25 protein-coding genes are annotated in these 25,255 nt (G+C 59.9%); 22 read left to right on the top strand and 3 right to left on the bottom strand.

Annotation, left to right across the window (positions count from 1 at the left end):
- Positions 1-576: 576 nt before the first annotated feature.
- From ACFXS9_RS07980 to ACFXS9_RS07920, 13 genes are all read left to right on the top strand, one after another.
- Complete coding sequence (locus ACFXS9_RS07980; protein ID WP_392687023.1) at positions 577-1,920, top strand: ABC transporter substrate-binding protein; 1,344 nt, start codon at positions 577-579, stop codon at positions 1,918-1,920.
- 110 nt (positions 1,921-2,030) lie between these two features.
- Positions 2,031-2,990, top strand: a complete 960-nt coding sequence (locus tag ACFXS9_RS07975; protein WP_392687020.1) for a carbohydrate ABC transporter permease — start codon at positions 2,031-2,033, stop codon at positions 2,988-2,990.
- Complete coding sequence (locus ACFXS9_RS07970; RefSeq protein ID WP_392687017.1) at positions 2,987-3,940, top strand: carbohydrate ABC transporter permease; 954 nt, start codon at positions 2,987-2,989, stop codon at positions 3,938-3,940. The genes ACFXS9_RS07975 and ACFXS9_RS07970 overlap by 4 nt, the downstream gene beginning before the upstream one ends.
- Complete coding sequence (locus tag ACFXS9_RS07965) at positions 3,937-4,149, top strand: hypothetical protein (RefSeq protein WP_392687014.1); 213 nt, start codon at positions 3,937-3,939, stop codon at positions 4,147-4,149. The genes ACFXS9_RS07970 and ACFXS9_RS07965 overlap by 4 nt, the downstream gene beginning before the upstream one ends.
- A gap of 5 nt (positions 4,150-4,154) precedes the next feature.
- Entirely contained in the window at positions 4,155-5,252 is a 1,098-nt protein-coding gene (locus ACFXS9_RS07960) for an ABC transporter ATP-binding protein (RefSeq protein ID WP_392687011.1), read from the top strand.
- Entirely contained in the window at positions 5,245-6,252 is a 1,008-nt protein-coding gene (locus tag ACFXS9_RS07955; RefSeq protein ID WP_392687008.1) for an ABC transporter ATP-binding protein, read from the top strand. The genes ACFXS9_RS07960 and ACFXS9_RS07955 overlap by 8 nt, the downstream gene beginning before the upstream one ends.
- Complete coding sequence (gene dhaL / locus ACFXS9_RS07950; protein WP_392687005.1) at positions 6,249-6,863, top strand: dihydroxyacetone kinase subunit DhaL; 615 nt, start codon at positions 6,249-6,251, stop codon at positions 6,861-6,863. Before ACFXS9_RS07955 ends, dhaL begins: the two co-directional genes overlap by 4 nt.
- Entirely contained in the window at positions 6,860-7,261 is a 402-nt protein-coding gene (gene dhaM, locus ACFXS9_RS07945; protein ID WP_392687002.1) for a dihydroxyacetone kinase phosphoryl donor subunit DhaM, read from the top strand. The genes dhaL and dhaM overlap by 4 nt, the downstream gene beginning before the upstream one ends.
- The gene (locus ACFXS9_RS07940) at positions 7,254-7,568 is read left to right on the top strand and encodes an HPr family phosphocarrier protein (RefSeq protein ID WP_392686999.1); all 315 of its coding nucleotides are present in this window, start codon (positions 7,254-7,256) and stop codon (positions 7,566-7,568) included. The genes dhaM and ACFXS9_RS07940 overlap by 8 nt, the downstream gene beginning before the upstream one ends.
- Before the next feature lie 4 nt (positions 7,569-7,572).
- Complete coding sequence (ptsP, locus tag ACFXS9_RS07935) at positions 7,573-9,171, top strand: phosphoenolpyruvate--protein phosphotransferase (RefSeq protein ID WP_392686996.1); 1,599 nt, start codon at positions 7,573-7,575, stop codon at positions 9,169-9,171.
- A complete protein-coding gene (locus ACFXS9_RS07930) occupies positions 9,168-9,599 on the top strand; it encodes a hypothetical protein (RefSeq protein ID WP_392686993.1) in 432 nt (143 codons plus the stop codon). The genes ptsP and ACFXS9_RS07930 overlap by 4 nt, the downstream gene beginning before the upstream one ends.
- A gap of 43 nt (positions 9,600-9,642) precedes the next feature.
- Positions 9,643-10,632, top strand: a complete 990-nt coding sequence (gene dhaK / locus ACFXS9_RS07925) for a dihydroxyacetone kinase subunit DhaK (protein ID WP_392686990.1) — start codon at positions 9,643-9,645, stop codon at positions 10,630-10,632.
- 610 nt (positions 10,633-11,242) lie between these two features.
- Positions 11,243-11,683: a YybH family protein gene (locus ACFXS9_RS07920; protein ID WP_392686987.1), complete on the top strand. Its 441-nt coding sequence runs from the start codon at positions 11,243-11,245 to the stop codon at positions 11,681-11,683.
- Between the two features lie 152 nt (positions 11,684-11,835).
- Here ACFXS9_RS07920 and ACFXS9_RS07915 read toward each other — a convergent pair whose 3' ends face one another.
- Positions 11,836-12,231, bottom strand: coding sequence for a hypothetical protein (locus ACFXS9_RS07915; protein WP_392686984.1), 396 nt, complete (start codon positions 12,229-12,231; stop codon positions 11,836-11,838).
- Between the two features lie 213 nt (positions 12,232-12,444).
- Between ACFXS9_RS07915 and ACFXS9_RS07910 the strand changes: the two genes are divergently transcribed.
- Entirely contained in the window at positions 12,445-14,097 is a 1,653-nt protein-coding gene (locus tag ACFXS9_RS07910; protein WP_392686981.1) for a YecA family protein, read from the top strand.
- A 592-nt stretch (positions 14,098-14,689) separates the two neighbouring features.
- The gene (locus tag ACFXS9_RS07905; protein WP_392686978.1) at positions 14,690-15,274 is read left to right on the top strand and encodes a hypothetical protein; all 585 of its coding nucleotides are present in this window, start codon (positions 14,690-14,692) and stop codon (positions 15,272-15,274) included.
- A gap of 130 nt (positions 15,275-15,404) precedes the next feature.
- Here the strand turns inward: ACFXS9_RS07905 and ACFXS9_RS07900 are convergent, their stop codons facing one another.
- Together ACFXS9_RS07900 and ACFXS9_RS07895 are read right to left on the bottom strand one after the other, a co-directional pair.
- The gene (locus tag ACFXS9_RS07900) at positions 15,405-15,716 is read right to left on the bottom strand and encodes a hypothetical protein (protein WP_392686975.1); all 312 of its coding nucleotides are present in this window, start codon (positions 15,714-15,716) and stop codon (positions 15,405-15,407) included.
- Positions 15,713-16,105 (bottom strand): hypothetical protein, encoded by a 393-nt coding sequence (locus ACFXS9_RS07895; protein ID WP_392686972.1) that lies wholly within the window; start codon positions 16,103-16,105, stop codon positions 15,713-15,715. Before ACFXS9_RS07895 ends, ACFXS9_RS07900 begins: the two co-directional genes overlap by 4 nt.
- A gap of 311 nt (positions 16,106-16,416) precedes the next feature.
- On the opposite strand from ACFXS9_RS07895, the gene ACFXS9_RS07890 reads away from it, so the two are divergent.
- The 7 genes from ACFXS9_RS07890 to ACFXS9_RS07860 all read left to right on the top strand — a co-directional run bounded on the left by ACFXS9_RS07890 (position 16,417) and on the right by ACFXS9_RS07860 (position 25,205).
- The gene (locus tag ACFXS9_RS07890; protein WP_392686969.1) at positions 16,417-16,944 is read left to right on the top strand and encodes a hypothetical protein; all 528 of its coding nucleotides are present in this window, start codon (positions 16,417-16,419) and stop codon (positions 16,942-16,944) included.
- Between the two features lie 623 nt (positions 16,945-17,567).
- Positions 17,568-18,446, top strand: coding sequence for a transporter substrate-binding domain-containing protein (locus ACFXS9_RS07885; RefSeq protein ID WP_392686966.1), 879 nt, complete (start codon positions 17,568-17,570; stop codon positions 18,444-18,446).
- A 631-nt stretch (positions 18,447-19,077) separates the two neighbouring features.
- Positions 19,078-20,226 carry an amidohydrolase gene (locus ACFXS9_RS07880; RefSeq protein ID WP_392686963.1) on the top strand — a complete coding sequence of 383 codons (1,149 nt, stop codon included), beginning with the start codon at positions 19,078-19,080 and terminating at the stop codon, positions 20,224-20,226.
- Between the two features lie 266 nt (positions 20,227-20,492).
- Positions 20,493-22,880, top strand: a complete 2,388-nt coding sequence (locus tag ACFXS9_RS07875) for a TonB-dependent receptor (RefSeq protein WP_392686960.1) — start codon at positions 20,493-20,495, stop codon at positions 22,878-22,880.
- A gap of 382 nt (positions 22,881-23,262) precedes the next feature.
- The gene (locus tag ACFXS9_RS07870; RefSeq protein WP_392686957.1) at positions 23,263-23,490 is read left to right on the top strand and encodes an MbtH family protein; all 228 of its coding nucleotides are present in this window, start codon (positions 23,263-23,265) and stop codon (positions 23,488-23,490) included.
- A 22-nt stretch (positions 23,491-23,512) separates the two neighbouring features.
- Positions 23,513-24,268, top strand: a complete 756-nt coding sequence (locus ACFXS9_RS07865; protein WP_392686954.1) for a thioesterase II family protein — start codon at positions 23,513-23,515, stop codon at positions 24,266-24,268.
- Entirely contained in the window at positions 24,237-25,205 is a 969-nt protein-coding gene (locus ACFXS9_RS07860) for a TauD/TfdA family dioxygenase (RefSeq protein ID WP_392686951.1), read from the top strand. The genes ACFXS9_RS07865 and ACFXS9_RS07860 overlap by 32 nt, the downstream gene beginning before the upstream one ends.
- The last annotated feature ends 50 nt before the right edge of the window (positions 25,206-25,255 follow it).

Below are 25,255 nucleotides of genomic sequence, written 5' to 3'. Positions count from 1 at the left end.
CCTATTGGCGCGAAGCGGTCGTTCGTGGCGAAGCTGACGTCAGCGAGCTTCCACGGCCCCGCGGAAGTCGCAGCTCTCGTTCAACTTAACAACTCAGAACCTCATCAAGGAAACGGCGCTGTGCCCGGTTTCGCTGTGCTTTCGATCCTTGCCAGGAGCGCAAACAATGACCGAACGACCAGTTCGTGCGACGCCATTCAGAAATTGAATTGGCGCAGCAAAAGGGAATTGCTTGCAAGTTGGAGCGCCAGCGGGACGGGCCTAATTGATGCCGTCGTTATGGCGTCCGAGCTGATTGTTTTGTGAGTTGTCCGGCCGCCACAAGCTTGCGCGGGAAACCACGATAGGGCGCTCGTTTGGCTTGAAATGCGAGGCGGCGAGAGCCCGCTTGCAATGTTTAGTAAATAGTGTTTCACTAAACAAATCGAGCTCGCCGGTCCTTAAGAATCCGGGTGGCGCGAGGGAACGCTAGTTTAGTGAATCAAACCGTTACGGACTGTGTCGCACCGCTCGAAGCATTCGCGCGGGCAGGAACGCCGCGCCATGTCGATGGCCGGCCAACGGAGGGAAATGCGCATGAACAATAGCATGAAGGCGCTTTTTGCTGCAGGCGGCGCTCTTGCCGCCGCGCTCGGTAGTGGAGTTTTGACCACGTCCGCGCACGCGCAGGGCAAGACGATCACCCTGTGCTGGGCCGCATGGGACCCCGCCAACGCGCTGGTCGAACTGTCGAAGGATTTCACCGCCAAGACCGGGATCGGCATGAAGTTCGAATTCGTGCCCTGGACCAATTATGCCGACCGCTTCCTGAACGAACTCAATTCGCGCGGGTCGTTGTGCGATCTTCTGATCGGCGATTCGCAGTGGATCGGCGGCGCCGCCGAGAATGGCCAGTACGTCAAGCTGAATGACTTCTTCAAGAAGGAAGGCATCAGCATGGACGACTACATGCCGGCCACCGTGATCGGCTATTCGCAGTGGCCGAAGAACACGCCGAACTATTGGGCGCTACCGGCGATGGGCGACGCGGTAGGCTGGACCTATCGCAAGGACTGGTTTGCGCGGCCGGACGTGCAGGCGGACTTCAAGGCCAAATATGGCCGTGATCTCGCGGTGCCGAAGACGCTCGACGAACTCAGCGACATCGCCAAGTTCTTCCAGGGGCGAGAGATCGACGGCAAGAAGGTCTATGGTGCGTCGATCTATACCGAGCGAGGTTCGGAAGGCATCACCATGGGCGTTTCGAACTATCTCTACGACTACGGCTTCAAATACCAGGACCCCAACAAGCCCTATGCGATGGACGGTTTCGTCAACTCGGCGGGCGCCGTCAAGGGGCTGGAAGCCTACAAGGCGCTTTACAAATGCTGCACGCCTCCCGGCGCTTCCAACTCCTACATGTCGGAAGGTCTTGATGCCTTCAAGTCCGGCCAGGTGGCGCTGCAGATGAACTTCTTCGCCTTCTTCCCGGGTCTTTACAAGGATCCGAATGTCGGCGGCGACAAGATCGGCTTCTTCTCAAATCCTGCCGCCACCGCCCGGGCAACCCAGCTCGGCGGACAGGGCATCTCCGTGGTTTCCTATTCCAAGAACCAGGGCGAAGCGCTGCAATATATCAAATGGTTCGCGGGCAATGATGTGCAGAAGAAGTGGTGGGCGCTGGGCGGCTATTCCTGCGCCAAATCCGTGCTGAACGACCCGAGCTTCCCGGACAGCGCTCCGTTTGCCAAGGAGTTCCTGACGTCGATGGGCATGGTGGTCGACTTCTGGGCCGAGCCCTCCTACGCGCAGCTCCTGCAAGCTGAGCAGAAGCGCGTCCATGACTACGTGGTCGCCGACAAGGGCACCGCGCAGGAAGCGCTCGACGGGCTGGTGAAAGACTGGAAAGCCATCTTCAAGGAAGAGGGCAAGAAGTTCTAGAATATAGCGGCCTGGAGCGCGGCTCGTCAGCGCTCCAGGCCATTCTCTCCGACAATACCGATACCCATTTCGAAGCCGGCAATCGCAGTGCATCAGGACCAGCCAACGCCATGAATGATTTGAGCGCTTCATCGCGGATCACCTACGGTGCTGTGCCCGTGCAGCCCGCCCCGGTGCGCCGTATCCGGGGATTATCCGACACGGCGCTCGCGTGGCTCTTCATCACTCCGACGATGGTCCTCCTGCTGGCGATCAACATCTTCCCGCTGATCTGGACCATCTATCTGTCATTCACCAATTATCGGGCCAACCGGTCCAATGCGCCCGTCAATTGGCTGGGGATCGACTGGTACCAGACGATCCTGACCGATCCGGACATCTGGGCGGCGATGCAGGTGACGGCGCATTTCGTATTCTGGACCGTCGTCATCGAGACCGTGCTTGGGTTCGGTCTTGCCTTCCTGATCGACAAGAAATTCCGTGGCCACGGCATGTGGACCACGATCATCTTGCTGCCGATGATGCTGTCGCCGGCCGTGGTCGGCAATTTCTGGACGTTTCTCTACCAGCCGCAAATCGGGTTGTTCAACTATGTGGTCGGTTTCCTCACGGGCCGCCCCGCATCGTCGTTCCAGATGCTGGGTGATGTGACCTTGAGCCCCTGGGCAATCGTCATCGTCGATGCTTGGATGTGGACGCCTTACGTGATGCTGATTTGCCTTGCCGGCCTGCGATCCATTCCGGACTATATCTATGAGGCGGCGGAGGTCGACCGCGCGTCGAAATGGCGGCAATTCTGGTCGATCACACTGCCGATGGCGTTGCCGTTCATCATGCTCGCCGTCCTTTTCCGCGGCATCGAGAACTTCAAGATGTTCGACATGGTCAACTTGCTCACCGGGGGTGGGCCGGGTTCGACCACGGAGGTCGCCTCGATCACGCTCAAGCGCGCGGCGTTCGAGAGCTGGCGGACCGGCTACTCCTCGGCCTTCGCGATCATCCTGTTCGTAACGGTGTTTGGACTCGCCAACATCTACGTCAAGGCGCTGAACCGGGTGAAGAGCCGATGAGCATCGCCAACACAGCCCATTCCGTCGTCGAACCATCGCCCAATACCAGGCGATTGGCGGGTTCACTCGTGGTTCTCTACGCCGTGATCACAATGATCCCCCTGGTCTGGATCGTTCTCACCTCGTTCAAGTCGCCGGACGATGCGATCTCCTATCCGCCCAAGGTCTTCTTCACGCCATCGCTCGAAGGCTTCTGCAATCTCTTCACCACGCGCTCGCGCCAGACGCCGGAATTCATCCGCACGCTTGGACCGCCGCAGGGGCTCTGCGACGACATCGCGCGCAGTCGCAATATGGTCGTCGCCGGACCGTCGAATTACGTACCGCGTTTCGTCAATTCGCTGATCATCGCCTTTGGCTCGACCGTGCTCGCGGTCGCGCTCGGGACGTTGTCGGCCTACGGTTTCTCGCGGTTCCGCGTGCCCTTGAAAGATGATCTGTTGTTCTTCATCCTTTCGACGCGAATGATGCCGCCCATAGCGGTCGCGATCCCGATCTATTTAATGTACCGCACCATCGGGCTGTCGGACACACGGCTCGGCATGATCCTGCTCTATACTTCGGTGAACGTCTCGCTCGCCGTTTGGCTGCTGAAAGGTTTCATCGACGAGATCCCGCGCGAGTACGAGGAAGCGGCCATGATCGACGGCTATACCCGCCTTCAGGCCTTCGTGAAGGTGGTGCTGCCGCAGGCAACGACGGGAATCGCGGCAACCGCGATCTTCTGCCTGATCTTCGCCTGGAACGAATACGCCTTCGCGGTGCTCTTGACCTCCGGCAACGCGCAGACGGCGCCACCCTTCATTCCGATCATCATCGGCGAGGGCGGGCAGGACTGGCCTGCAGTCGCCGCCGGCACGACGCTGTTTCTGGTGCCGATCGTCGTTTTCACGGTGCTGTTGCGCAAGCATCTGCTGCGCGGCATCACCTTTGGAGCGGTGCGCAAATGAGCCTCGATGCACATACCCCTATGCCGGGTCGCGGCTTCGCGGACAGAATTGTGCGGCGCGGTCCGCTGGAAGCCATCGCGACGACGATCATTGCCGCGGGCGTCGTCATGCTGATGCAGCCGTTTTCGCTGACGCTCTATTCCTGGTCGTTCGCGACCACGCTGTTCGGCACAGTGCTGTTCACCATCGTCTCCAAGGTCAGGGAGTAGGGCGGATGGCGCAAATAAGGGTCGAAGCGCTCGACAAGTCGTTCGCAGATTTCCATGCCGTCAAGGCAACCAGCTTCACCGTGGAAGACGGCCAGTTCCTCTGCCTGTTGGGGCCCTCCGGCTGCGGCAAGACGACGACCCTGCGCATGATTGCCGGGCTGGAATTGCCGACGGCCGGCACCATCCGGCTCGATGGCGAGGATGTCACGATGAACCGCGCATCGGCCCGCGACATCGCCTTCGTGTTCCAGCTCTTCGCCCTCTATCCACACATGAATGTCCGGCGAAACATCGGTTTTCCCTTGAAGTGCGAGGGCATCGGCGCGGCGGAGACGGACCGGCGGGTGGTGGAGGTGGCGCGCATCTTGCGCATTTCGCATCTTCTCGACCGTCCCGTGTCGGGTCTTGCCGGCGGCGACCGGCAGCGTGTCGCACTTGGGCGGGCGATCGTGCGCAAGCCGAAATGCTTCCTGATGGACGAGCCGCTCGGCGCACTCGATACCGAAATGCGCGAGGCGATGATCCATGAATTGCGCGCGCTGCATGACCGGCTCGGAGCAACCACGGTCTATGTCACGCATGACCAGCTCGAGGCCATGGCGATGGCCGATATGATCGCCGTGATGAACAACGGCGTCGTCGAGCAGATCGCGAGCCCACGCGACATTTATGACCGGCCTGCGTCGCTGTTCGTTGCGGACTTCATTGGCTCGCCGCCGATGAACTTCCTGCCGTTCCGCGGCAGCCTGCAAGCCGGCGCGCAGGCGATCCGGCTCGGCGACCGCGACGTCACCGTTCCCGCGGCGCGTGAGGCGCTGCCGGAAAGCGATCTCGTCCTCGGAGTCAGGCCCGAGCATGTGCGTTTTTCCGATCGTGGCGTCGTGCGAGGCGAGGTCTATGGGTCGGAGTATCTGGGCACCACGCAGATCGTGACCGTGACGACGCGCTATGGCGCGCTGAAGGCCCGGTCGCCTGCCAGCGTGTCGTTCCGGACCGGAGAGAATGTCGGGCTCGACTTCCGGCCCGATACGCTGTCGATCTTCGACAAGGCGTCGGGCAGGGCTGTCCGCACCGTGTTGCATGAGGGAGGCGCGCATGGCTGAGGTCGAGATCAGGGCGGTTTCCAAGGCGTTCAAAAAGACGCAGGCCGTCAGCGACCTGTCGTTGACCGTCGGCGATGGCGAATTCGTTGCCTTGCTCGGGCCGACGGGGGCGGGCAAGACGACGACATTGCGCCTCATCGCCGGACTGGAAATGCCGGACCGTGGTTCGATCCGGATCGGCGGCCGCGACGTGACCGGCGATGCGCCGGCCGATCGCGACATCGCTTTCGTGTTCCAGCAATATTCGCTGTATCCGCATCTGAGCGTGTTCGAGAACATGGCTTTTGCGTTACGCGCGCCGATCCGCCGCGTCCCGGAAGCCGAGATCCGTGCAAAAGTGCGCGAGGTCGCGCGTCTTCTCCACATCGAAACCAAGTTGGAGAACAAGGCAACGCAGTTGTCGGGCGGACAGATGCAGCGGGTCGCGATCGGCCGGGCCCTGGTGCGCTCGCCCGCGATCTATCTGATGGACGAACCGCTCTCCTCGCTGGATGCCAAGCTGCGCGGTGAAATGCGGCTTGAACTCAAGCGCATCCAGACCGATCTCGGCGCGACCATCCTCTATGTCACCCATGATCAGACCGAAGCGATGACCATGGCTTCGCGCATCGGCGTCATCGAGGGCGGGCGGCTGCTGCAGATAGGAACGCCACGTGAAATCTACGAGAACCCGATCAACGCCCATGTCGCCGCGCGGCTTGGCCAGCCGGCGATCAACCTGTTGCCGGCGGTTCTGTTTGCCGGCGCGCCGGTCGGGGCCAGGACCGTCGGCGCGCGTACCGAGCACCTGACGATCGCGCGCGGCGGCGGTGATGTTCAGGCGACCGTCAAGCGGATCGAACATCTCGGCGACCAGAGCCACCTCCATCTCGACCTTGGCGGCCAATCGGTCGTGACGTTGTCCGACCCCGAAGCGAGGCTCGGCGCCGGGGATATCGTCTCGCTTCGCCTCAACAAGCCGCTGTTCTTCGATGCAGATGGCGGGAGGGTCGCGGCATGAGTCTCGATCGGGCAGCGAGAGAAAAACTGGTGCGGGCGCTCGCAGCGTCGATGAACGAACACGCCGAGGAACTGACGAGCCTCGACCAGGCGATCGGCGACGGCGATCACGGATTGAACATGAAGCGCGGTTTTGAGGCCGTGCTTGCGACGTTGCCCGGCCTCGCGGACAAATCGTTGCCGGAGATGCTCAAATCGATTGGAATGACGCTGGTGATGAAGGTCGGTGGCGCTTCCGGGCCGCTGGTCGGTACATTCTTCATGGAGCTTGGTAAGGCGCTTCCTGAAAAACCGGCGCGCGCCGATCTGGTCGCGGCCACCGACCAGGCGATCAACGCGGTGAAGGCGCGTGGACGCTCTGAAGCGGGGCAGAAAACCTTGCTGGATGTCCTGGTGCCGGTGCAAGGCGTATTTGCCGCGGGCGGCGATGCCAGGGCGATTGCGGCCGAGGCGGCACAAGCCGCCGATCGTACGACGCCGATGCTTGCGACCCGCGGCCGGGCGTCCTTCCTCGGCGAAAGATCCATCGGTCATATGGACCCGGGCTCCCGCTCGGCGTCCCTCCTGATCAGCGCCGCCGTTGCGGCGCTGGAATTCGAGGCAATTTCATGAGCAATTCAAGTTCCGGCAATGTCGGCATCGTCATCGTTTCGCATTCCACAAAAATTGCAGAGGGTGCAGCCGATATGGTGCGCCAGATGGTAGGCAACGCTGTGCCGCTCGCCTGGACCGGCGGCGATACCGATGGCGGGCTCGGTACAAATGTCGCCGGTATTCTCGAGGCAATCGAGGCAGCCTGGTCGCCGGCGGGCGTGGCGATCCTGGTCGATCTTGGCGGGGCGGAAACCAATTCGGAGATGGCGGTAGAGATGCTGGCTGAAGATCGGCGTGCGCGCGTTGTTGTCTGCAATGCGCCGGTAGTGGAGGGCGCCGTGATTGCGGCGACCGAGTCCTCGGGCGGTTCGTCACTTGCTGCCGTCAAACGTAGCGCGGAGGAATTCTATGCATGATGTCAACGCCAGCCGGGCGGCTAACACCTTTGTGCCGCTGACGGCCGCGGCGCTCCTGGTCAATCCAGTCGGTCTTCACGCGCGGCCATCGGTCAAGCTCACGCAGCTTGCGAAGGGCTTTGCCGCGAAGATCGAACTCGCGCTTGCGGCGGACGGTCCATGGACGGACGCGAAGAGTCCCGTAAAGGTGATGCGCATGAAGGCGCCGCAGGGGGCGATGGTGTATTTCCGCGTCAAAGGTCCCGACGGCGAGGCGGCGCTCGCTGCCATGCTCGCGCTGGTGCATGACGGTTTTGGCGAGGTCTGACACGATGACCGAGATCCATCTCACCGGCCGTGCCGCCTCACCGGGTCTCGCCATTGGACCGGTCACCATGCTGACTGCTTCTGTGGTCAGGCGGACGGCGAGCGACGATCCCGCGCAGGAGGCGGCGGCACTGCGGGCGGCGATTGAGGGCGCGAGGGCGGAGATCGCCGGACTGATCGAGAGGCTTCAGGGCGAGGTGGCCGACATTCTTGAATTCCAGGTCGCCATGCTTGAAGATGACGCGCTGGCGGATGCGGCCTATGAGGTCATCTCGGCAGGGATCACTGCCGACCACGCCTGGCGCTTGGCACTCGACGTGGAGATAGAAGGCTATCGCGCTGCCGAAGATGAATATTTCCGTGCCCGTGCCGCGGATATCGTCGACATCCGCGACCGCGTGCTCGCGCATCTGAGCGGCGTGGACACGGTCGCCAGGATCACCGATGGCTCGATCGTTGCGGCCGACGACATCACGCCTTCCGCCTTTCTCGCCGCCGACTGGACGCGCGGCGGCGCCATCGCGCTGGCCGGAGGCTCGCCGTCTTCGCATGTCGCGATGCTGGCGCGGGCGCGCGGGGCGCCCATGGTGGTCGGGCTCGGCCCATTGTCGTGGAACGGGCAGCCACCGGCGCTGGCCCTGGTCGACGGCGATGCCGGCACCGTGATCTTCAACCCCGAGCCGGAGACGCGCCGCCAGTTCGAGCAGCGCATAGCGGCTGCGAACGCCGCGCTGGCTGCCGCCGAGGCCGGCCGCGCAACTCCTGCCTACACCGCCGACAGGCGGCGGATCGCGGTACTGCTCAACGTCACGGCTCCCGAAGACCTAGCAAGCCTCGATCCCGCGATCTGCGACGGTATCGGTCTCGTACGCACGGAGTTCCTGTTCGAAGCATCTCACGGCCTGCCGGACGAGGACACGCAGTATGTGATCTATCGGCGCATTCTTGAGTGGGCCGAGGGAAGACCGGTGACGATCCGCACCCTCGATGCCGGCGGCGACAAGCCGATCGCCGGCTTGACGGTCGACGGCGAGAGCAATCCGTTTCTGGGTCTTCGCGGCATCCGTCTCTCGCTGGCCCGGCCGGAGATATTTCGCGTACAATTGCGGGCGCTGGCGCGTGCGGCCGTGCACGGGGTTCTGAAAGTCATGCTGCCGATGATCGCCATTCCCTCAGAACTCGATCGTGCCGGTGCCATGCTTGATGAGGAGGTCGCAGCCCTCAGAGCGAAAGGGATCGCCTGCGCTCGTCCGCCGCTTGGTATCATGGTCGAGGTCCCGGCAGCGGCGCTCTGCGCCGAGGATTTCGGCGCCGCGTTCTATTCGATCGGTTCGAACGACTTGACGCAGTACACGATGGCAGCAGCGCGTGATATCGGTGCGGTCGCCGACCTCAACGATGCGGGAAATCCCGCGGTGCTGGCATTGATCGCCCGCACCGTGGAGGCCGCCCGCAAACGCGATGTCGAGGTATCGCTATGCGGCGACGCGGCAGCCGACACCCGCCTGACGACGGCGCTGCTTGCGACCGGCTTGAGAACCCTTTCGGTGGCGCCGTTGACCGTAGCGCGGCTCAAGGCCGCGATCGCAAAGGTAGGTTCATGACGGACGAAGCAGACGAAGACGCGCGCGCGCCGGGCGACAGCAATGTCGCCGACTACAAGGTCATCCTGCGGCGCGTGCTCGACAACCGGCCGTCCGGGACCAGGCTCAAGCTTGCGGCGGCGCTGGGCAAGAACCGCTCCTTCGTGACCCAGATTACCAATCCGGCCTATCTGGTGCCGATCCCGGCAAAGCATGTCGCGATCATCTTCGAGGTCTGCCATCTGTCCGGTGCCGAGCGCACGGCATTCCTGGCAGCGTACGGACGCGCGCATCCCGGCCGGCTGCGAGCATCCCATCGCGAAGCGCGCACCCGCACCATCGCGGTGACGGTGCCCGACCTCGGCGACGACAAGAAGAACCGTGCGCTCGAACAACTCGTCATCGATTTTGCGGCGCAGCTCGCGCGCTACGCCGAGAGCGTTGGCTGACGGGTTGATTCGAACCGCAACTGAACCATCGGGAGGGGCTTTTATGAAAAAGCTGATCAACGGCGCCGAGACGGTACTCGAGGAAAGTCTCGACGGCTTTGCCGCCGCGCATGCGGACATCCTGCTGCTCGGTACGGAGCGCAAGTTCGTGCGCCGCCGCACGTTGAGGCCAGGCAAGGTCGCCTTGATTTCGGGCGGCGGTTCGGGGCATGAGCCGTTGCATGCGGGCTTTGTGGGCCGCGGCATGCTCGATGCCGCCTGCCCCGGCCAGGTCTTTACCTCGCCGACGCCGGACCAGTTGATCGAGGCTGCGGAGGCTGTCGATACCGGCGCAGGAGTGCTCTTCATCGTCAAGAACTACGAAGGCGATGTAATGAATTTCACCATGGCCGCCGAGATGGCCGGGCGGGAAGTGGCGAGCGTGGTGACAAACGACGACGTCGCGGTCGAGAAATCGACCTACACGACCGGTCGCCGCGGTGTCGCGGGTACGCTGATCGTAGAAAAGATGGTCGGCGCCGCGGCCGAGAATGGAATGCCGCTTGCCGCTCTCAAGGAGTTCGGCGATGAAATCAACCGGCGCACGCGCTCGATGGGTGTGGCGCTCACGCCGTGCACTGTGCCGGCGGTGGGACGGCCGAATTTCGCGCTGGCGGACGACGAAATGGAAATGGGTGTCGGCATTCATGGCGAGCCTGGGCGGCGTCGCGTGAGCTTGGCTCCCGCCGATGCGATTGCCGACGAGCTCGTTGGTGCGATCCTCAAGGATCTTGCGCCGAAGCCGGGGAGCGAAGTGCTGCTTCTCGTCAATGGGTTCGGCGCAACCCCGCTGATCGAACTCTATCTGATGGTCAACAGCGCCAAGCGAATCCTGGACGGGGCGGGGCTCAAAGTGACACGTTTCCTGACCGGGTCCTACGTGACGTCGCTCGACATGGCCGGTGCCTCGGTCACGGTGTCCGTGCTCGACGATCGGACGAAGGAGTTGTGGGATGCGCCAGTGCACACAGCAGCGCTGCGCTGGGGACGTTGATCCGATCTCCCGGCCATTGATTCCAGTCATCTTAGCTGATGACTCCGTCGATGGACCAAGAAGCGCGCAAAGCGGACTCATGCGGAATATGGTCGACCGTTGACGGGCCGCTCGACGGTGGAAGCGCAAATGCTGTTCAGCTGTTTGGTGCGACAAGGCCGCCGATTTTACGATGGAATGGAAGAGACCATGGTCAGATCGAACCTGGAAAGTTAATTTGTTGATTACGGGACTACGGGAATGAGCGACGAAGCAAGGCGTTTCTGGTTCGGTGACTCAGACCTGCAATAGAATAAATTTACTGTGGGCCCGGCAGATATCAAATATCGCTGCAACATCTTGTATTTAGCACCTCGGTGGTAATCAAAAGGCCCCATTGAAGCCGTTGAGCTTTTCAACACGCCATTACCACCAACTTCCTCTTATCTTGACCTGCCTCAAGCAACACGCATGGCGAACATCATAATGACGGTCGGTCGGGATGCTTCTCCGATATCGAACCGACCGGCGTACCCATGAAGTCGGCTAGAAAAAATACAGGATTGCAACGCCGCGCCCATTGCGGTGGGCGTCACGGTGCAATTACGCACCACTAAGGGAGGGAATGGAAATGAAACGTCCAGTTTTATTGGCGTCGTGCATCCCCTTTATGTGTACGGCTCCGGCGTCTGCCGATGACTTCAAGCAGGAAGCCAGCAAGATCGCCCTATCCTACGTGGATTGCTACACCAAGCAGGACCCGGCGTGCGTCGCCGGGCTCTACACCAAGGACGGAGTTTTTATCAACCCGGCCGGGAAGCATGACGTCGCGACCTATTATGCCGGTTCTTTCAAGGCAGGTTTTAACAAGCTCGTTTCCACGGTCGATGAAGTGTGGCAGGTCGATGATGATACCCCGGCCGCGATGGGCAAATTCCACATCACTGGCAAGAACGACAAGGGCGATGCGCTGGATGCATCGGGTACTTGGACCGCCGTCTATGTCAAAGTAGACGGCAAATGGAAGGCCCGAATGCTAACAGCAGCTCCAATTCCACCCAAGAAAGACTGATCGCTAAAGCGAAGCGCCCACCTCGCAAGGGGTGGGCGTTACGAATCGACCATCCACTATGATAGAAACTTCGATGGTCTGCTGCGATCATCCATGCAGCCATCATGTGGAAACCAACGCCGATGCGTGGGCCGAAGATGTCTGGCCGTCCGTCACTTCATCCGCGGCGGCCACGCGAGATTCAGCTTCACGCCAAAATACGCCGAAGAGCCATCATCCAGTTCGAAGCCGCCGACGATTTTGGCGCTACATTGGCCGATGCTTTCGCCCATCGCCGCTCGGTATTGTTGAGCCATCTCTCGCGGTAGATACCCAACGCCGCGAGATTCGATCTCGATCCGCACCGCGTTAGTATCGAAAGCGTTGTCATCTTCGGGGACCAACACGGCAGCGACCTTGATGTCGTGGCCCGAACCGCCGTTCTTGCGATAGAGCGTCTGAAGCGCGCCTTGATACTGCGCTTCACCTACCACCGGCACAACCCAACCGCGTCCGGGCGCTAGGCTGCTGATCTGTTTAGAACCAAACAGTCTTCCTAAAAATCCCATATAGCTTCCCCCAAAGGTCGCATGTCGCAACCACTTCTCACCTTATCGGATTATGCAACCACGGGGCGAAGGTTGATTGCGCCTCGTGAATCAAACCAGCCCTGTGAATAGCCCGGGACAACGCCCGAATCCTCGTATTGCTACCCTGCATTGTGCCACCGTGTAGCCTCCCGATTCGGAAAAATGAACGCAATCTAATTCTGTAGGTTAGCATTGGCCAAAATCCGACGAAACCAGCCGTGCGTCTGTGGCAGCGGTCTGAAATTCAAAAAGTGCTGCGGCAAGCATACTGGCTCTCCTCCATTCCATGATGCGGAGCACGAGCGCGTGTTTCAGCAAGCACTTCGCAAAATGGAGGCTGAGCGCGTTCAGCGTGAGAACCAACAGGGATTAGGAAAAGGAATTATCTCCGCGTCGCTAAACGACTATCGAATCGTTGGCGTCGGCAACCGAGTACACTTTTCCAAGAACTGGAAAACCTTCCAAGACTTCCTAAGAGAATTCTTGATCGGCTTGCTGGGAAGGGAGTGGTTTCAGGCAGAATTTAACAAACCCGATTCAGAACGGCATCCAATTGTCCGCTGGTATCATCAGGCCCTCACAGATTCGAAACGGCTTCACACCAAAGTCGGCAATCTCCTCGTTGGACCAATGACGGGAGCGCAACGAGCATTCACTAATCTTGCCTACAACCTTTACCTGATTGCTCATCACGCGGAGCCGACACAAGAGGCTCAGCTCATTTCGAGTTTCGTAGACCGGCTGAAAAGCGAGCGCGCCGACGATTTCATTGGAAAGTTGTTCGAGACGTATGCGGCTGCAGCCTTTTTGAAGGCTGGCTTCAAGCTGGCATATGAGAATGAATCAGATGGACGGTCATCACACGTGGAATTCGTTGCCACGTATCCTAAAACCGGAGCAAAATTTTCGGTCGAAGTGAAAACGCGAAATCGATCAACAGTCGAGGACGGCCCAATAGATGAAATCAAGCGATTACGTGTTGGAAGCAAACTGAATAAGGCCCTATCAAAGAGCGCCGAGCACAAGCGTGTTGTTATGATCGAGATCAATGTGCCCGACGTGATTACGGAACCTTCGGTCATTGATGGATGGCCAAGAGCGGCTCTCGATCAGATACGGACCGTCGAGAAGATTCCCGCTCCGGATGGCAGTGAGAAGCCGAGCGCATACGTGATGGTTACCAACCACTCGTTCCACAATAATCTGGATGCAATAAACGTCGGCACTCAAGTGATAGCAACAGGTTGTCGAATTCCGGATTTCGGACCTGACGTCGGCTTCAATCGATTGAAAGACGTTCTCGAATCTCAGGAACGCCATAGAGAGATGCTCGCGCTCCTCGATTCAATGAGAACGCACTACGAAATACCATCAACGTTCGACGGCGAAAATCCAGAGTTTGCGTTCGGGCCTGAAGATGCTCTGCCAAGGCTGAAATTTGGGGAGATCTACTTGATCCCGGATGCAGGAGGAAAAAAGATCCCGGCTCGACTTTACGAAGCTGTGGTTTTGGAGCGAGAGAAAGCAGTCATGGGAGTCTACAGAACGTTCGACGGAGTGAGCATGGTGGTGCGCACGCCGATGACCGAATCAGAGATAGCAGCATGGAAGCGGCATCCTGACACGTTCTTTGGAGAACTGCACCCGCTTCCGCAGAAGGCGACTAACTGGCTGGAATTAGCCCTGTGCTTTCTCGAGACCTACAAATCTACACCTCGTGAAAAGTTGCTTGAGTGGATGAAGGACGCCGCTGATATCGATTATCTCAAGACACTTTCACAAACAGACCTTGCAATCGTGTGGTGCGAGCGCCTCGGTTGGGGCGCGGCAAAACAAGCGCAGTAACGCCAGCACCACCATCAGCGCGACGACTATCTGCCGGGACAATTGTCCCGTCAGATGGCATTCGAGGACAAGGGGTCGGCGAGGAAAGCCAGCGCCTCGGAGTCCGATATCAGCCGCATGGCGCGGCCTCGAATGTTAGGAGCTGGGACAATTGTCCCGGCAGTCGTTGCCCAGTGCCCGTATTTGCTCCCGACGTGGTTCCCCCTGCGCGGCGTGTTGAGGTACTGGCGTTGCAGCCGGGCGGGGACGCGGCCGATGACGCCGGGACCAAGCTCGCGATGCCCACAATCGCGTGTTAGCCTTTAGTTATGTGCCTCAAATACCGACCGATGTTGACTTCATCCTCACGGTAAGCTGGAAGGATCGATCCTTTCCAATTTTTCACAGGCTGAGCCGACATATGCTGCAAATCCTATCGACCGCTATTTTCATTCTCTGGAGCGCTAGCGCGCTTGCTCAGGAGAAGCCCAACTCGGGGTTGGTTTACAACACGCGAGAGTGGAGCTCGTTGCAGTATAACTGTCGATCAACGCGCGACCCGGACGTCGTAACATGCGACATGGTGCAAGTCTCAGTTCGCAAGCAGGCTTACGTGTCAGAACTGAAAGAAAAGATTGAAAAGGCGGTAGCGCAGCTGCGAACTGAGAAACCGATGTCTCAGGAAGAATGCAACAACCTCTCCAAGTTGGGTGCTGCATTTAGTGGAGCATCGACCGATCTGCCCGAAGAAGGGAAAATCAAAATATCGAAAATGCCCGTGGAGCAAAGGCAGGACATGGTCAAAGTTTTCACCGCACTGCTCAATCATTGCAGGAGTCCCAGTGCAGCGACGATGACGGAAGTGGTCCGCATTACCCATGAGCAGGAAACCCGGACTTGCCGGGTGAGTGCCAATCCCTTCACCCAGACTTTCAAACGAGTTGCTGGATCAAACAATTGGACTTCCAACGACGGCCCGAATGGTCCTTGCGGCACAGTAGTCATTTCTCGGTTGCAAAAGGATGATCCCAAATACTCGCTGTGGAGTTATGTCACGCGGAAAACGATCACAAATCCGAACGGTGAGCTTCCACTTATCGGAAGCTGCTCTCAGTTGGACCAAACCGAATATGTTTACGATTGGAGATCAGAGGACAAGTTTACCAAATGTGACTACGTCAAATTTGGATTATTCTAGATGTTCAGTCTGACGGGATTAGCCCGGTGACCTTCGCAAGCTCGACGGCGGCATCGCGCTCGACGAGCAGGCGGTCGGATCGGACGGGCGGCGTCCATCTCGGAGTCGGAGAGCAAGAGCGACATGGGCCCTAGTCCAAATACTCCACGGCCAACGGCGGGCGGTCTCTGGGGCCCAAGCACAGCCACGGAAGGCAATCGTCCGGGTAAACTTCGACCTCCGACTTGCCCGATGTCCAATAGGCCATCAGCTCCGCACGATGGTTTTGCCAATCGCGGCGCATGTTGTCGTCGATGTAGTCCATCAGGATTGTGCTGCTGCCGGTAGCGTAACCGTTGTAACCGCTGACCACGTGGACGATTTGGCCTGTCAGCAGTTCATGCCTTTTGTAGACGGAGAGACGCACTCGCGAGCTTCTTCGACGCCTGACAATGGTAGTCATCGATCTCCCCTGCCATAGTCGCCGCCGCTGCTCGGCCTGCCAATCTCCGTTCCGGGTGGGATGACATCAAGATTCAGCCGGTGCAGGCTTCTGACGATGAAAGATCTCGCGCCCAACTGATGTTTCAGCAGCGGATGTTCGCGAATCCCGGACGCGGTGCGGATTGTCGGACCGTCGCGCTCGATCTGCTCGTCATAGCTCGCGAGCGTGTCGGCGGTCTCGCAGATCCGCAGCAGCATTTGGCAACCAGCGCTGTCCTCGACGACGTAATCGCGGTGGATCGATCCCCACAACTCGGCACCGGCCTTGCCCAACGACGCGGGCGGAGCGCGCCGATCTGGCTTCGTTGCCGAGTCGATCACTGTCAGTGTGGGAGGCTTTTTGGTCACGAGTTTTCCCCTCGCGAATGTTCCTACCCAGATTTAACATACAGCGACCGCCGCCGCGCTGGAATGGGTTACCGCCGGAAAAAGCGAGATCTCCCCCGTCCCCCTTTGCTTCCAGTTGGGCCAGGCAGCCCGGCCCGCGCGTGTGGTCAACGTTTTAAGCCACTCCTCGGCTTGTCTCGAAAAGCGTGGCCGATTGAGAGCGCGACTGCTATCTTGTTCTCACGTTCCGGTTGAGACGGCACCGCCCGTGCTTATTCTCGTCGGCGGTTGGCCTTACCGAGATTCACGGCAGATCGGTTGGGAGGTCTTCGATGAGTGATGGCAGCACCAAGTCAACGCTGACTGAAGATGAGGCAAAAGCGCTGATCGGTGGTCATGTCATGAACACGCGCCACTGGTATGAGAAGCGGTCAACAACGTGGGAGGTTTTCGGCTGGGCTCTCCAAATACTGGTTTTCGTGCTCTCGGCGGCGATAACTATAGTCGCCGCATATCCGTTTCCTCGTCCCGCAGCCACCGCCATAGGTGCCGAAGAGTGGATGAAATACGCAGTTATTATTCTATCGGCGTTGGGCACGTTGGTGTCAGCGATATTGTATCGAGGTGGCGCGGAGCGAACAGCTAGGCTACGGGAGATGGGTCGAATTAAGCTGACTGGTCCGATTGAAAAAGCGATCTTGCGATTCATGAGAAAGCCGATGACGGACGAGGAGCGCCTGCTCGAACTTGAAGCTCTGTACGATAAGGTGACCGAGATCGAACTATTATATGGGGTCAACCCGCTGGTGGCCGGAAGCGCACGCTCAGAATCGGATATTAGCAATCCATCCTCGAAATGACCGCCTACTGACGATATCCCTCTACCGCAGTTTGGTTCTCCGACGTTACGCTGGGATTGCGGTCCGCTTTTTGACGTTTGCGTGTTGAGCAAAGGATGATGCCGCGCGATGGATTGACAGGATCGGTCCGGCCGTGGTCGTCGTGCATTCGCTCGCCGGCCCCTTTGCGGACGCTCTCGTGGAGGCGCGACCGCGTCTGGTGAAGGCGGTGGTCAACATCGAAGGCGCGCAAGCCATCATTCCCACCGATGCCCAGATCGAATCTTATCGGGGCATCCCGGTGCTCGAACTATTCGGCGATCACCTGGACTCACCCGTCTTTACCGGCCGCCCGCGCTACGAAGGACGAAAGTCTGTTGTGGAGCGCATCAACAAGCAGGGGGGGAGGAAAGGCCACCATCGTTCGGCTTCCCGACGTGGGGATGAAGGGCAACTCCCACATGATGATGCAGGACAGGAACAACCTTCAGGTGGCGGATTTCGTGCTCGATTGGATCACGAACAATGCCAATTGATATCCAAGGCACTACCGGACGATGTTGGCCTTTCGAAGCAGCAGTTCGATGGCAATGTTTGGTCCCTCGAGCAGATCGATCGCACTATCTCCGACACGAGACAGGCTCTTGATCAATTTATTCCTGGCCGCAGAGCCCGCGCAGCTCAGCGGCTGGACGAAGACCCCACAGCGCCTGACGATCGGCCCGAAATTTCTCATGCGGTGCGCGTTGCTCTCGCTGATTGCGGCCTTGCTCGCGTGTCCAGGGCAGGCTGCCGACCCAGTGTTGGCACCGAGCGGCACGCTGCGCGCTGCCTATATCGGTCCGAACGTCGCGCAGGCTCGCCTCGACCCGGCAACCGGCACAGTTTCGGGTATGATCGCCGACATCGCCCACGAACTGGGCCGCCGGGCTGATGTGCCGGTCAGCATCACGCCCCTCCCGACGGCCGCCGCCGTGCTTGATGCGGTCCGAAGCGGCCGGGCCGACATCGGATTTGTCGCTCCGAACCCGGAGCGTACTGGCGTTGTGCACTACTCCCGGACGTACATGCTGGTGCAGCAGAGCGCGCTTGTGCGTGCCGATTCCCCGCTCCGGTCCGTGAAGGAACTCGACCGACCCGATCAGGTGATCGGGGTGAATGCCGATGACAGCGTTGGCGTGTGGCTGAAGCAGCGGCTGACCACAGCGAAGGTGCGGGAGACGCCCGACTATACCTTGCGAGATGCCATCCAGTGGCTTCGAAACGGGGACGTGATTGCCTTCGCGGGCGGGCGACAGCGGCTCTCCAGGGGAACGCGCAGCGTTCCTGGCTTGCGAATGCTCGACGACAATTTTTACGGTGTGCCGCAAGCCGTGGCCGTGCCACTCGATCACCAGGACCGGCTTCAGCTGGTCAACGCGGCACTGAGCGAGATGCGCTTGAGCGGCTTTCTGACGGACTCCGTCGCCCGCAGCGGCATCGACGGGCTCACAGTTGCGCCGGCCGATACGCAGGAACAGTGACCGCGGGTGGCACGATGAGCTCGAGCTCTGCGGTCTGACGGTGCTACCGTGGGCCGCTCGCCTTCTGCATCAAGTGCCAACCCCGGAATAACCCCGACTACGTCAGGAACGAACGGATATAACCGGCGTCGAATGAAGCCAAAACTCTCGATTTTTCAGGACTATGCGGCGCGATAACTGGGTTCGGGACGCAGGGGTCGCAGGTTCGAATCCTGCCACTCCGACCAATTACTTATACCAACTATACTTGCCGTTCTTTTTTCAGGGCTTTTTCTGATTGCTGGCGGTTCCCGAGTCAACCGCCGATTCCCCTTCCAAAGCCGAACATAGATATGCGTTCCCGCGGCGCATGCCGTCCGGGGCTTGCCAGTCTCACCCTCGAAAAGGGAGGGTGCAGGGAATGCCGGGTGCCGGCTCGCACCCGCGGTCTCGTGTGCAATAAGCGCAAAGAGATGCGCACACGAGCATACAGGTACAGCCGGAGCATTCCGGCATTCCCTGCGCAATGGTTTTGACGGCTTATGAGTCGTTTGGAACATCTCGAAGGAGAGGTTGAATCAGATTGCGTACGATCGATGAATTTTTCAACGTCCGCCATATCGTCTCGATGGTCACGAACCCGGGATAGCTCATGTTCTTGCGCGAACAGGACCTCGCCGAATTGGTTGCCTGGCGCCGCGAACTGCATCGCAGGCCGGAATTGTCGGGGCAGGAGAAGGAGACGGCACAAACCGTACAAGCGTTTCTCAGAGCAGCCGGGGCTGACAAGGTTGTCACGGAATTGGGTGGGCACGGCGTGGCCGGGATCTATCACGGGAGTATGCCGGGCCCGACGATCATGCTTCGGGCCGAACTGGACGGACTGCCGATTCAAGAGACATCCGCGATTCCGCATCGGTCCGAGGTGCCGGGAAAAGCGCATCTCTGTGGCCATGACGGTCATATGACGATCCTCGCAGCCGTGGCGCGCGATCTCGGCCGAACGCGTCCGCGCTGCGGGCGGGCCGTGTTGCTGTTCCAACCCGCTGAAGAGGATGGATCGGGCGCAGCTTCCGTGCTTGCCGACGAAAAGTTTCAGCAGGTCCAGCCGGACTTCGTGTTTTCCTTGCACAATCTGCCGGGCCTTCCGCTGGGCGAAGTTGCCATCGCAGAAGGCTTGGTCAATTGCGCCTCGCGCGGCATGCAGATCGCATTGTTCGGCCGAACGGCGCACGCGTCGAATCCGGAACTCGGCGTTTCGCCGCAACGAGCCATGGTCCGGCTGCTGAACGAAATCCCTGCGCTGGGACAGGGCGGCGAGCTCACTAGCGAATTCTCGATGGTCACGATCACCCACGCGCGGCTGGGCGAGCCGGCGTTTGGCATCTCGCCGGGGCATGCCGAGCTCTGGTTGACGCTCAGAACGCTGACGGATGCAAAGATGGAAAACATCCACTTGCAGGCTGAGAGCCTGGTTCGGCGCGTTGCCGAAGACGAGCGGTTGAAGATGGAGATCGCCTATGGCGACGTATTCGCTCACTGCATGAACGCGCCGGAGGCCGTCATTCATCTGAAGAACGCGCTAGACGCTGAAGGCATCTCGCACTCCACGCGGGGCCTGCCGCTGCGCGGCTCTGAGGATTTCGGCCTGTTCAATCGGCAAGCGAAGTCTGCGATGTTTTTCCTGGGCGCAGGTGTTGATCATGCCGGCCTGCATGCGCCGGACTATGATTTTCCGGACGAGTTGATCGAAGTCGGCTCGCGGATCTTCATCCGCGCGTTGCGCAGTCTGTTGGGTTGATGTGGCGCAAATCAACTTTCAGATATCGCTGCACACAAAGCATCACAACTCGGCCGATCGCTTCATTCGCGTTCACTCACAAAATTAGAACGCTTAAAAACTTCATACGGTCTAGAACGATTCGAAAAGCGTGAGGTGTTGCCTCATCGCCACTAACGCAATCCGTTATGTGCACGCTTCGTTACCTTAGATGGCTTCTACTCGCCGTTTCCACCTCAGAAGTTAGAACGAGCCGGAACCTGCTTGTGGGCCTTTGGGGTGGAAGTATGACGCATCAAGTCGCTGCCAGAAATGTTTTGCGCGCGGTTTCGCTGGGAGCGGTGAGCTATCTTGCGCTCTCTCTGGATTTTGCCGGCGGCTCGAGCGCCTTCGCGCAGAATTTGCCGCCAGTCACCGTCGATGCTCCAAGCCAGCAACGCGCGCGCCCCGCCCCCGCACGGAGAACGCAAACATCAACGTCGCGCGTGCAGCGGCGCGTCGCCGCGCCAGCGCCTCGTCGGGTCGAGCCAGTTCCGTACGTGACGCCTTCGACTGGAGCTCTCGGCGCGCCGCCCGCGCCCTATGCTGGCGGACAGGTGGCGACTGGCGGGAGCCTCGGACTTCTCGGCAATCGCGGCGTGATGGATACGCCGTTCAACCAGACCAGTTACACGGCGGAGTTGATCGCGAATCAACAGGCTCGAACCATCCGTGACGTGCTTGCGAACGATCCTTCCGTGAGAGTGGTGCAGGCGGCGGGTGGCGGCGCCGACAGCCTGTTCATCCGCGGCTTCTATTACGACAGCGGCGATTTCGGGTTGAACGGCCTGTACGGAATCGCGCCATACTACTCCATCGGGGCAAATTTCATCGAGCGCGTCGAAGTATTGAAGGGCCCGAGCGCCGTGCTCAACGGCATGACCACTGGCGGTACCGGTGTTTCGAGCGGTGGTGCGGTCGGCGGCAGCATCAATCTCATCACCAAGCATGCTCTCGACGTCGACATCACGCGGCTGACGGGGACCTATGTTTCGAAATCGCAGTTCGGCGGGCATATGGACGTCAGCCGGCGCTACGGCGAGCGCAAGGAATGGGGCATTCGGCTGAACAGCACCTATTCAAACGGCAACACGCCCTGGAATCGTCAGACCGACGAATTTGGCAACGTTCACCTCGGTCTCGACTACCGCGGTGAGAACGCGCGCATGGAGGTTGATGTCGGCTACCAGGCCGACAATCTGAAGCCGCCCTTGCGTTTCTTTACAGTCGCTCCCACAACAACCATTATTCCTCCGCCGCCGAAAGCCGGACACAATTTCCAGGTTCCGTGGGCCTATTATGCGCCGACGGACTTCTTTTCGACTGTAAAAGGTGAGGTCGATGTCACCGACTCGCTAACCGCCTATGCGGCGTTTGGCTATCACGACAGCAATATCAACTATGCCTATCCTTCACCCAACATCTCCAATGCTGTGCCGGGTCGCCTATCGCCCGATCCAGCGATACCAGCGACGTTCCAATTGGGAGGCCTGTGGTCGCGACCGTTTGCCGGCAAGGAGACGTTCGAGACGCTCGCAGGTGAGGCGGGCCTTCGTGCAACGGTGGACACCGGCCCCATCAATCATGCGCTGAACGCCAACTACTCCATCAACGACCGAACCTATACGCAGCAGGTCCGGACGCGTTCGAATAATCCTGTCGCCGACATTATCTTCTGGAACCTCTACAACGAGCCGACCAATATTCCCAAGCCCAACTTCACGTTTCTGGCTGCCAATCAGATTACCGGTGTGAGGGTGTCGAGCATCGGCGTTACCGATACCATGTCGATGCTGAACGAGCGCGTCCAGTTCACGGTCGGCCTTCGTCGTCAGACGGCTGGAAGCGAGGTGTTAAACTTCTTTCCAACCCTCGCCAACCCGAGCCGGCCCTTTCAGGAAGAATCCGTGTGGAGCCCGGCCTATGCCATCTTGGTCAAGCCGGTCGAGAATATCTCGCTCTACGCAAATTATATCGAAGGGCTCCAGACACCGACTGTCGTCAGTGGCATCTATGCCAATCGCGGGACTGTGTTCCCGGTCGCGCAAACCCAACAGGCCGAGGCGGGCGTGAAGATCGACGCAGGCCGTATCACGACCACGCTGAGTGTGTTCGACATCAATCAGCCGAGCATCATCACGGTGGGCTCCGGTGTGACTGCGACCCAGGAACTCAACGGCAGACAGCGCAACCGCGGTGCGGAGATCAACGTATTCGGCGAAATCACGCCGGCGATTCGATTGCTTGGTGGCCTAGCCTTGATCGACGGCGTGCAGGAGCAGGCCCGAGACCCAAGCAACAACGGCAAAAAGGCGGTTGGCGTGCCAGCGCTCACCGCGAACATCGGAGTGGATTGGGACACGCCGTTCATGCGTGACCTGACCCTCACGGCAAGGGTCATTTATACCGGTCCGCAATATGTCAACGAGACCAACACCCTCACGCTGCCTGAGTGGACGCGGGTCGATATCGGAGCGCGATATACCTTTACGTCGCCCTGGAACGGAAAGCCGATTGTCGTACGCGCCAACATCGAGAACGTGTTCAACGAGGCCTATTGGGCGTCGGCCTACAGCGGCGTGATCACGCTTGCTGCCCCGCGCACTTATCTCTTGTCGACGACATTCAACTTCTAAACACTATGCCGTTCGCATCACCTGAAACGCCTGCTGCCGCGGCTCTCATCCGCGGCGGCATTTCTTTGATCTGATGGTGTCGCAAAACTGACTCATCGAAATTGATGACAATGCGATGAAAAATCGTCGGACGTTGGATGTGCGATTTCGAGAATCAAAAAGGTTCCCGCCTGGCGAGTTAGAATTGCAAGAAACTGCGCATCGCTTTGCCAATCAGTCACTTGTCATGCGCGCCGGCTCGCAAGCGCGGAGGTTGCATCGTGTCACGCTATCGCCAACTTGGAGCTATTAAAAACTTCGTCGTCGATATTGCTTTGACCATGATTTGCTTCTGACCTAGTCAACACGCCATTGCTTTCGTTTTCTGAAGAGGGACCGAACCATGATGGTGTTCGACAGAGACGACGTCACCTTCACCGTCGTTATCAATCACGAAGAGCAATACTCCATCTGGCCGACGTTCAAGGATATTCCGAACGGCTGGAAAGCAGTGGGCAAGACGGGCAGCAAGAAGGAATGCCTCGAACACATCGAGCAGGTGTGGACCGACACGCGCCCGCTAACGTTGCGCAAATTCATGGACGAGACGGCGCCGCAGAAGTCGGCTTAAGCCAACGGAGCCTTGTCTTCCGATGCGGCTTCTTTGTCTGCCTTACTCCGGCGGCAGCGCCATGTTCTATGCGCGGTGGCGCAGGCTTTTGCCGTCATGGATCGATGTCTACCCGGTGGAATGGCCCGGGCGCGGCGCGCGCATGGACGAGCCGCTGGCGACCGACCCCCACGCGCTTGCATGGCAGCTCGCTGCCGAACTTCGCACCCAGCTTGATGCGCCCTATGCGCTGTTTGGACAAAGCCTCGGCGCGCTGATTGCGTTCGAACTCGCGCATTTCCTGCGTGATCGTGGCGCGCCTGCTCCGGCCATTATCTTTGCCTCGGGCGCCGAGGCGCCGGCCGTTCGAGACGGCAGCAAATGGCGCCTGCCATTGAGCGACGAGGCGTTGCTGAAGGAACTCCGCGATCTGCAGGGCACGCCGGATGAGGCGTTGTCAAATGCGGAGCTGATGCGGTCCGCATTGCCGGTGCTCCGCGCCGATTTTTTGATGTGCGGCGCCTATGTCTATCGGCGGCGGCATCCGTTGTCGTGTCCCGTGCACGTCTTCGGCGGCGCCGACGACGAGACCAGCCACAGATCGTTGCAGGCCTGGCGGCAGGAAACGTCGGAGGAATTCACGCTCGACGTGCTGCCGGGCCATCACTTCTTCATTCACACGCAGCAAGCCGAACTGCTCGGCCTGATCGGATCGGCCCTGGCCCGACGGTCGGGGCGATCGATTGGTTCGCATCGGAGCGAGGATCATGAGCGTATTCTCCGTCCAGCCACTCATTGAAGGCAGAACGCTTCCGCTGTTGCTGAAGGCCGACAAGGCCGGGCAGCCGCTCGGCGCGGCGCTTCCCGTGCTGCGCGATACCATCGACCGGCATTTGACCGACTGCGGCGGCATCGTGTTTCGCGATTTCTCTCTCGACGGCCCTGACGCGTTCCGGGCGTTCGCGGCCGATTTCGGTCATCCGCTGCTCACCTACGAGTTTGGATCGACGCCGCGCTCGCAGGTCACCTCCGGCGTCTACACCTCCACGGAGTACCCGCCGCACCAGCACATCCCGCTGCACAACGAGCAAGCCTACACGCGCGATTGGCCGATGAAGATCTGGTTCTATTGCATGCAGCCGGCGCAGGAGGGCGGCGAAACGCCGATCGCCGACAGCCGCGCCATCTATCGCGACATGCCGCCGGCGATTCGGGAGCGTTTCGCCGAGAAGGGCGTGATGTATGTGCGGAACTACGGCAACGGGCTCGACGTCGACTGGCAGCAGGTGTTCGGCACGGAGTCCAAGGCGGATGTCGAGGCCTACTGCGCCGGGCACGACATTGAATGCGAATGGAAGGAAGACGGCGAGCTTCGCACGCGCCAGATCTGTCAGGGGACGGCACGGCATCCGGTGACGGGAGAGTGGGTCTGGTTCAACCAGGCCCATTTGTTTCACGTCTCCAATCTCGAGCCGGAAGTTCGCGAGAGTCTGCTCGACGTGGTCGGCGACGAGACTGAACTGCCGCGTAACGTCTTCTACGGCGACGGTTCGCCGATCGACGACGAGACGCTCGCCACCGTCCGCAACGTTCTCGAAACGCACAAGATCAGCTTTCCCTGGCAGGCCGGCGATGTGGTGATGCTCGACAACATGCTCACCGCGCATGCGCGCGCGCCGTTCAAGGGGCCGCGCAAGGTGATCGTCGCGATGGCGGAAGCGCATCGGCAGGGCTGATCGGCATTTCGGGCGGCGAGAATAGTCGTCGCGCGCGGACTGGATTCGAG

This window comes from Bradyrhizobium sp. RDI18 (assembly GCF_043203335.1).
GTDB lineage: Bacteria > Pseudomonadota > Alphaproteobacteria > Rhizobiales > Xanthobacteraceae > Bradyrhizobium > Bradyrhizobium retamae.
The sequence above is the reverse complement of the archived record's forward strand: the minus strand, read 5'-3'. Positions and strand labels throughout refer to the sequence as shown.

Excerpts from the sequence above, each read along its gene's own strand:
- ACFXS9_RS07980 (WP_392687023.1), top strand. The coding sequence starts at position 577 with ATGAACAATAGCATGAAGGCGCTTTTTGCTGCAGGCGGCGCTCTTGCC.
- ACFXS9_RS07975 (WP_392687020.1), top strand. The coding sequence starts at position 2,031 with ATGAATGATTTGAGCGCTTCATCGCGGATCACCTACGGTGCTGTGCCC.
- ACFXS9_RS07970 (WP_392687017.1), top strand. The coding sequence starts at position 2,987 with ATGAGCATCGCCAACACAGCCCATTCCGTCGTCGAACCATCGCCCAAT.
- ACFXS9_RS07965 (WP_392687014.1), top strand. The coding sequence starts at position 3,937 with ATGAGCCTCGATGCACATACCCCTATGCCGGGTCGCGGCTTCGCGGAC.
- ACFXS9_RS07960 (WP_392687011.1), top strand. The coding sequence starts at position 4,155 with ATGGCGCAAATAAGGGTCGAAGCGCTCGACAAGTCGTTCGCAGATTTC.
- ACFXS9_RS07955 (WP_392687008.1), top strand. The coding sequence starts at position 5,245 with ATGGCTGAGGTCGAGATCAGGGCGGTTTCCAAGGCGTTCAAAAAGACG.
- dhaL (WP_392687005.1), top strand. The coding sequence starts at position 6,249 with ATGAGTCTCGATCGGGCAGCGAGAGAAAAACTGGTGCGGGCGCTCGCA.
- dhaM (WP_392687002.1), top strand. The coding sequence starts at position 6,860 with ATGAGCAATTCAAGTTCCGGCAATGTCGGCATCGTCATCGTTTCGCAT.
- ACFXS9_RS07940 (WP_392686999.1), top strand. The coding sequence starts at position 7,254 with ATGCATGATGTCAACGCCAGCCGGGCGGCTAACACCTTTGTGCCGCTG.
- ptsP (WP_392686996.1), top strand. The coding sequence starts at position 7,573 with ATGACCGAGATCCATCTCACCGGCCGTGCCGCCTCACCGGGTCTCGCC.
- ACFXS9_RS07930 (WP_392686993.1), top strand. The coding sequence starts at position 9,168 with ATGACGGACGAAGCAGACGAAGACGCGCGCGCGCCGGGCGACAGCAAT.
- dhaK (WP_392686990.1), top strand. The coding sequence starts at position 9,643 with ATGAAAAAGCTGATCAACGGCGCCGAGACGGTACTCGAGGAAAGTCTC.
- ACFXS9_RS07920 (WP_392686987.1), top strand. The coding sequence starts at position 11,243 with ATGAAACGTCCAGTTTTATTGGCGTCGTGCATCCCCTTTATGTGTACG.
- ACFXS9_RS07915 (WP_392686984.1), bottom strand. The coding sequence starts at position 12,231 with ATGGGATTTTTAGGAAGACTGTTTGGTTCTAAACAGATCAGCAGCCTA.
- ACFXS9_RS07900 (WP_392686975.1), bottom strand. The coding sequence starts at position 15,716 with ATGACTACCATTGTCAGGCGTCGAAGAAGCTCGCGAGTGCGTCTCTCC.
- ACFXS9_RS07890 (WP_392686969.1), top strand. The coding sequence starts at position 16,417 with ATGAGTGATGGCAGCACCAAGTCAACGCTGACTGAAGATGAGGCAAAA.
- ACFXS9_RS07880 (WP_392686963.1), top strand. The coding sequence starts at position 19,078 with ATGTTCTTGCGCGAACAGGACCTCGCCGAATTGGTTGCCTGGCGCCGC.
- ACFXS9_RS07875 (WP_392686960.1), top strand. The coding sequence starts at position 20,493 with ATGACGCATCAAGTCGCTGCCAGAAATGTTTTGCGCGCGGTTTCGCTG.
- ACFXS9_RS07870 (WP_392686957.1), top strand. The coding sequence starts at position 23,263 with ATGATGGTGTTCGACAGAGACGACGTCACCTTCACCGTCGTTATCAAT.
- ACFXS9_RS07865 (WP_392686954.1), top strand. The coding sequence starts at position 23,513 with ATGCGGCTTCTTTGTCTGCCTTACTCCGGCGGCAGCGCCATGTTCTAT.
- ACFXS9_RS07860 (WP_392686951.1), top strand. The coding sequence starts at position 24,237 with ATGAGCGTATTCTCCGTCCAGCCACTCATTGAAGGCAGAACGCTTCCG.